The 7,222-nt window shown below is 35.1% G+C and carries 5 protein-coding genes; all 5 read right to left on the bottom strand.

Annotated features, from left to right (window positions below):
- Positions 1–52 precede the first annotated feature (52 nt).
- Complete coding sequence (locus tag FJ213_12265) at positions 53–1,639, bottom strand: hypothetical protein (protein MBM4176927.1); 1,587 nt, start codon at positions 1,637–1,639, stop codon at positions 53–55.
- A 16-nt stretch (positions 1,640–1,655) separates the two neighbouring features.
- Positions 1,656–3,236, bottom strand: coding sequence for a hypothetical protein (locus tag FJ213_12260; GenBank protein MBM4176926.1), 1,581 nt, complete (start codon positions 3,234–3,236; stop codon positions 1,656–1,658).
- 12 nt (positions 3,237–3,248) lie between these two features.
- Positions 3,249–4,691, bottom strand: coding sequence for a hypothetical protein (locus FJ213_12255; GenBank protein ID MBM4176925.1), 1,443 nt, complete (start codon positions 4,689–4,691; stop codon positions 3,249–3,251).
- 16 nt (positions 4,692–4,707) lie between these two features.
- Positions 4,708–6,288 carry a hypothetical protein gene (locus tag FJ213_12250; GenBank protein MBM4176924.1) on the bottom strand — a complete coding sequence of 527 codons (1,581 nt, stop codon included), beginning with the start codon at positions 6,286–6,288 and terminating at the stop codon, positions 4,708–4,710.
- Positions 6,289–6,417: 129 nt separating this feature from the next.
- The coding region (locus FJ213_12245) for a T9SS type A sorting domain-containing protein (protein ID MBM4176923.1) at positions 6,418–7,222 on the bottom strand (805 nt) is incomplete at its 5' end.

Genomic DNA, 7,222 nt, shown 5'->3' with positions numbered 1-7,222 from the left:
AGAAAATGAAATGAAGCTTCCACCAATTATGTTTGATGGAAGCTTTTAAATGTTAATCTTTATCCGAAAAATCTGCAATAACTTTTACCCTGCCATAAATTCTTATAGTAATTTTATCGTTCGCCCGCAAGTAAACTTTTTGTCCACCCGTTGTATGGGCATTTGCTCTCAAAATTAAGTGCTTAGCGTTTTTCAGTTTCTGAAAATCTGATGAAACTAACTTGATCTTGCGGCTTTGCAAAACCGATGAAGATACTTTTCCCCCGGCATCAACATTTGCGGCAGTAACTTGAAGGGTAGTATCAGACGTAGAACCGCTTCCATCTTGACGGGTTACATGGAAAAGATAATTATAGAGTGAATCAACAAAATAACCATTTAAAGTAAATCCCACTGGAAATCCATTATCGATCTCGAGTGTTAGCTCAGCTTCTTTTGCTTTATCAAGATGCTTCTTGTCGTCTTCCTTAATTTCAACAGCATCTTTTAGTGTATCAGTCTTAGCAGCGTAATCAATTTTAAAAATTGAAAAAATATTAAACCCGATTTCGTACTTTATTGAATCAGGGAGTGAAGCTTCAAGAGTTTTATAATTCGGATTTACAACAATATCACCTTTATATGCAATAGAATCTGGTACATTAGGTGAAACAAAATCATTGATCGCAATATCGTCCACGGAAATATTAATTATTGGATCGCTCATGGAGATATTGGTATCTAAAACAGTTTTACCTCTTATCTTTAAAAATTTATTTGGTGCACCAGATTTGAAAATCCCAACTACCTGAAAGTTTCGTAAGCCGACTTCTACATTTTGCAATGTTGCATTTGATTTAAAAGATAACTTTGCTCCATATATATAAACTTTTGGAAGAATATCTTTCACGTCATCGTTATCGGTTAGCTTTGATCTTTTTTCTTTGATCTCTGTCTTATATGGCTTAATTTTTCCTTTGAGGTATGAAAAAGCGAGTTTCTCTAATTTAAGGTGTACGACAACAGAATCTCCAGAATATCCAGCACCAATTTTTGCAAATCCTTTAACGTAAAATCCAGATCCAGGTGAGCCGAGAGGATTTGAAGCTAACTGTTTATAGATATAACCGCCAACATCAATAGATTTATTTGCAAAACTATTGGCTCCAGCAATAATATCAAATTTTAATGTGTCGGTTCCTTTAGTAAATCCTGGAATTGTAATATTTACCGAAACTGAACGATTTAAATAATTGCTTAATTTATATTCCAGCTTACCCCCTATAAATCGTGCTTCATCAAGACTTACTGAATCGTCTCTAATAAATGTCTCGAATGAAAGAGTATCAACATTTTTTGGTTTGACTACAAAATCATCTTCAAATTTGATATTATCTTTAAATATATCGAGAAGCGCTTTTGATTCCGTTTTTACTGAATCGTATTTGACCAAAAAGTCGGCAGTTGAGGAATCTACGTAGATATTTTTTTCATTCTTAACAAGACTTTTTACAGTTTCTGTTCTACTTAAAATTGGTACGTTAACTTCCACATCCCATATTGGTGCAACGAATTCATCCGGAATATCCAAACAACTTGATAATACAAATACCGATATGAGTGGAATAAGAAATTTGAAATACGTTTTTATTTTTTTCATAGCTAAATTTCTCACTTTAAAAGTCATCACTATTAAATTGGACTCTCACATTTCCAGTAATTCGGACGTTGATTTTGTCCTTAGATGAAAGATACACAATACGTTTATCTGTAGTTGATAAACTAAATTTTTGAATTAAAAAGTACGCGTCCTTTAATTTGAGAATATCACTTTGAGTCAAATCCACCTTCACGGTTTGGATGTTTGGTGAAATTACTCTTCCATCGGAATTAATAAAAGCACCACCAATTTTTACGACCGAATCACTTGAGGTTAACATGTTTCGTGTAATATACATGAGTGGTCGATAAAGCGAATCAGTTAAAAGTCCGATCAATTCTGCTTCTAAAGGGATTAAATTGTTAAAGTAAATTGTGATACTGCCGGATTTTCCTTTTGCAATTTTATCTCTCGCATCGGTCCCGAAATCCACTTCTAAAGTGTCGGTGAAATCAGCATTATCGATGCTGAACTTAGACCAAGCATCAACATCGAATGAGAAAGAAATTGAGTCTTTTGATAAGACTTCACCCGCCACATAAGTTGGATTCAGAATAATTTCTGATATTATTTTTATTGAATCCGGAGATTTTGCTAGGAATGAATTTATGTCAGTATTTACATTATTAAAATTAAGAGTTGTTGTTGCATTCGCTGCAATGACTGTATCAAATGCTGTTGCACTTCCAAAACGTAAATTTATTTTTGGTGCACCAGATTTAAATATGCCGGCAACTTCAAATTTATTTAACCTTATTGGCAGATCGATACTTGTTTTTCCAACTATTTTGACATTGATTGAATCGAATGTAATTTTTTGTATGACATCGGAAATATCACTGGCCAGTAGATTTTCAAATGTTTGTTCTTTTTTACCAAGCGAAAGAGGTTTAAATCTTCCTTTCATCCTTTTAAAACGCAGATTTTGGACATCTGAAAATATCTTGATGCTATCCCCAGGGGAACCTCCAGCAAGTATCAATTTCCCCTTAATCCAAAAACCGGGGCGAGTGCTTCCAAAAGGTTGTGTGGGAGGTTGCTTGTAAACATACCCCTCTAAATTATTTTGATAGTTGACAGATTGATTTCCCGGAATTAATCCGCCAATTTTAAGAGTGTCAATCGAGCCGCCAACATTCTTTGTGAATCCTGGGAGAATTAATTTAAACTCCGAATTTTTTGATGAGTAATTTGTGAACTGATAAACGATCAATCCACCGTCAAATTCTGCTTCGTCAACACGGATTGAATCCCTTCTAACAATCATCTCCACAGAAATAGTATCACTTACTAAAACTTGGAATGTAGTATCCTGGTCTAAATTAAAAATATCAGCAAAGAAGGCATCGATAGTAGTGTCTTTTTTAATTTCATCGGTTGAGAATTTCAAAAGAAAACTTCCTGAATCTACTGCTATTTGGTCTTGGCGTCTGATTATCTCACCCATATTGTATTCTCGGTCTGAGAGACTCAAATCAACCGCGAGATCAAAAATCGGATTCAAAATTTCTTTTGATTTATCTGAGCAAGAGCTCGAGATAAATCCTATTGCAATTAGGATTATGAAAATGTATTTATTAAAATTTTGGTTAATCATTGTATATCCTGATTAAAATCTCCATTTAGTATCCATTCCAAAACTAAGATGTTTTGCCGAATTCATTCCAAGCAGCGAATTAAAATTCGAAGTAGCAAAGTTAAAATCGAGCGGTCCTAGCATGAAACCAAATCCGAATGCCCAATTGAATCCGTGCTTTCCTCCGAACGATAGACCAGTCCGTACAAATGGAATCCAACTTCCTGGTTTCCAGTCAATACCAAGAGAAAATCTCGGAGTTTTAGAATTGCCAATCTCATCATTAAATCCTTGATTATAATCAAATGAAACTGCCATTTGTCCGGGAAAGGAACCAATGAAGGGAGCTTTATCTAATTGATAAACTGCTCCAATCCTTAATGCTGTAGGTAAACTAGTCGAAAAACTTGATGAAACGTCGTTGGTTATCTTTTTAAATTTGTCTTCTAGTGAATCAAGCGCTTCCGCTGTAGTATACCCTTCGAAAATAAAATCGCCACTTCCTTTAATAGTTGCTTGATTTTTATCCCATGTTATTGAACCGATATCTGTAAGTGCGAAACCTATGGTTAGTTGATCGTTAATTTTCCCAGCAAATCCTAAATCAAAACCGAATCCGGAACCTGCCGGCGTAGGGAATGGAGATGGAGAAAATTCCTCTACTGTTGAAACGCTATCCGAGCCGTAATTAACACCAATATCGGGAGAGAAAGCAGTATTTACTTCATAATCCCATGAACCGATGATTTTATTCTTATTACCCAATTGAAATTGTGAATTGTTCTTAGATGTTCCGACGTAATACATACCTTGAATCATTTTCAAACTTATCCCGCCATACAATTCTTTAATTATAAAGTCTTCCATCTTAAATATTGGTCGTGCATAGCTAAGAGAAAATTCTCTCCAGTAAGAGGATCTTACAACAATATCAGCGAAGGAATAAACATTATTAGCAGTGAGTCCCTTAAATGCTAAATCAATAAATGCTTTGGATAATCGTTCATTCGTTCCGAATCTATCTGTTAATGCAAATCCAAAAGCGCCAACGTTTTCATTGATATTAATTGTGAATGCCAACGGAGTAATGGCAAAATTCGTAATGAATTCTCCATCGGACAGGAGTTCGGCTAATTCATTTTTATCAGAATCTGTAAGATATCTTCCAACTTTTTTTCCTGTACCATCATCCACTCCACCGAAAAAGTAATTGATTCTATCCATACTGATTGGAGCGGAAAAATTCATTCCCAGATTTGGGAGCGGTAGAACTGTTTTTAGTGAGAAACTCGTCCAGTCATTTATTGCTAAATTGGCCGGATTAACTCCCAGTGCATCTACACCCAATGCTCTAGCAGTATATGTATTTGCTAATGAAAGACTTTTAGCATCACTAAATCCATATGATCCGGAAGTCTGTGACATCAAACTTCCAGCGAATAAAAAAATTAAGAAAAGTGTTTTTGTAAATTTCATTTTATGTCTCTCTTTTTTAGTCGTTTTCTTTAATTCGATAGTTTACTTTTCCGTATACATTAAATGATACTTTGTCATCCGCACGCAGCAGCACTGATTGGGTTCCACTGCTAGAAAGATTGAATCTTTGAATTAAGAAATAAGCATTCTCAAACTTTATTAAATCATCTTTAGATAAGACCATTTTAATTGTCTTGCTCGTAGCAGCTGTAACCCTTCCATTTGCATCCACTGATGCGCCGGGTAATGTAATAACTGTATCATTAGCCGCCCCAGTACCCAATTCACGCGTAGCATAAAATAGTTTTTTGTATGTTGAATCTGTAAAGAAACCAGCCAATTGAACACTTAATGGCAGACCATTCGAAATTTCGATTGTCAAGTCTCCAGAATTTGCTTTCAAAATATTTTTTCTTGCATCTTCATCAAGATCAATCTCAATGGTATCGGTGATGGATGCATTATTGATTCTCAATTTTGCCCAGGCATTAATCTCCACTGAAAAATTAACTCGATCCCGTGAATCAATCGCTCCATTAACATAGCTTGGATTAATAATCAATCCAGCTGAGAGCTTTATTGAATCTGGAGTTTTACTTAGAAAGTCATTGATTGATGTATTATGATTGTTGAAAGTAAATTTATTCACGGTACCTGGGCTAAATACAGTATCAAAAATTGTTTTCCCGTTAAACAATAAATTTACACTTGGGGAACCATTTTTATAAGTTCCAGTCACACTAACATTTTTAAGAGCGACAGAAAATCCTTTAAAAGTTGTAAATGCATTAATCATAATGGATACACTATCAAATGAAACTGCTTTTATTAAATCTTTTAAGTCAGCACCAAGCGCATTTTCTGTTGTTTCAGTTTTACTTCCTAAGGATATCGGAGCAAACCTGCCAGCGTAATTTTTGAATTTCAGGTCTTTAACCTCAATTCTTAATCCCATATTGTCACCGGATGCAGCTGCAGCTAAACTTGCACTCCCTCTTACCCAAACACCAGGGCGCGAACTACCAAATGGTTGATTAATTGGTTGTTTGTACTTAAAACCAGCCATTGGCACTGGTGTTCTTGCTGTTGAGTTCGCTGGAACATTCCCGCTGATTTTAAATGTATCAATCGTTCCACCAACGTTTCTTGTTATCCCTGGAAAAGACAAATTGAATACAGCAGGCTGATTGTATCTGTTGGTCAACGTATATTCAACAATTCCATCTTGAATTTCTGCACTATCGATTCGGAGCGAATCTTTTCTAATTATCATTTCTAAATGGATTGCTTGTCCAGCTAAGAAAAAAGAGCTGTCTTGTACCATGTCGAACGAATTGTCGAACAAAAATTCAAGAGTTGTGTCTTTTTCAATTTTGTCACTTGTGAATTTGATTAAACGGTCTGATGTACTAGAGTCGATTTGAATCTGATTCTGATTTTTAATTATATCGCTCAACGAATAAGTTTTTGAACCAATCGGGACGTTTAATTCTACATCCCAAACAGGCATCACAAATTCATCAGGAATGTCTATACACTGAGAAATTGAGATGGCAACTACGATTACTAAGAAGAACTTAACCCATTTTCTTATCATTTTCTCTCCTGTAAAACAACTTGAGGATAGGAGACGAGTTTAATTTATTTACAATGATATTTATTTAAATATCGATTAAAAAAATTTAACAACCTGTCCACTATCCTCAGTTCAATTTGCAAGTTATCTTTATTTGGTTAACAACATTTTTTTAGAAAGTGTTTTGCCATTTGCTTTTAGTTTATATAGATAAACTCCGCTTGATAAATCACTCGCATCAAAATTAATTCGATAGCTGCCAGCGGATTTGTAACCATCCACAAGTGAAGCTACCTCAACGCCAAGCAGATTGTAAACTTTTAACGATACATTCGAGCCTTTTAAAAGTGAATATTCAATGCTTGTGCCCGGATTGAATGGATTTGGATAATTTTGTTTGAGTTCAAAATCCTTAGGAATAGTACTTAAGACCTCTTCACCAATATTTGCAAGTGTTTGATCACCAGCACCTATTTCAGAGAAATGCCGTATCTTAGCAGTGACTTTTGTTGGCTCATTAATTGTTGAGATGTCGATATTAGTGAATCCAACTCCAGTTTTATAATAAGCAAATTGCCATGTTGTACCGGGAGTATAACCTAGTGTTGAAACCATAGTATTAAATTGCGGGGTTCGAGGCATTTCAAATACTGCAGCTTTATCATTCAAGAACCAAAAGTCAGCACCAATTACACCGTCTACTTCAAATACCCCAAGGAACCAAACTTTCTTGCCGTCTACAATCCACGGAATAGTTGGCGGTACTTCCATTAATATTCTGATTGATACATTACGATCAATGCCGCCATCTTCAATATAAAATTTAGATCCAGCAATCCCATCATAATAGTATTGATACACATCAAATGGTGCAGTTAATGTTTTGGCTGGTAGAATATAATTTTGTCCTTCGACAATTTTTCCTGAAGCAACTTCCTGGATGCTGAAACCTTGA

This window comes from Ignavibacteria bacterium, from assembly GCA_016873845.1.
GTDB lineage: Bacteria > Bacteroidota > Ignavibacteria > Ch128b > Ch128b > JAHJVF01.
This window is presented reverse-complemented; position numbering and strand designations above follow the sequence as displayed.

Excerpts from the sequence above, each read along its gene's own strand:
- FJ213_12265 (MBM4176927.1), bottom strand. The coding sequence starts at position 1,639 with ATGAAAAAAATAAAAACGTATTTCAAATTTCTTATTCCACTCATATCG.
- FJ213_12260 (MBM4176926.1), bottom strand. The coding sequence starts at position 3,236 with ATGATTAACCAAAATTTTAATAAATACATTTTCATAATCCTAATTGCA.
- FJ213_12255 (MBM4176925.1), bottom strand. The coding sequence starts at position 4,691 with ATGAAATTTACAAAAACACTTTTCTTAATTTTTTTATTCGCTGGAAGT.
- FJ213_12250 (MBM4176924.1), bottom strand. The coding sequence starts at position 6,288 with ATGATAAGAAAATGGGTTAAGTTCTTCTTAGTAATCGTAGTTGCCATC.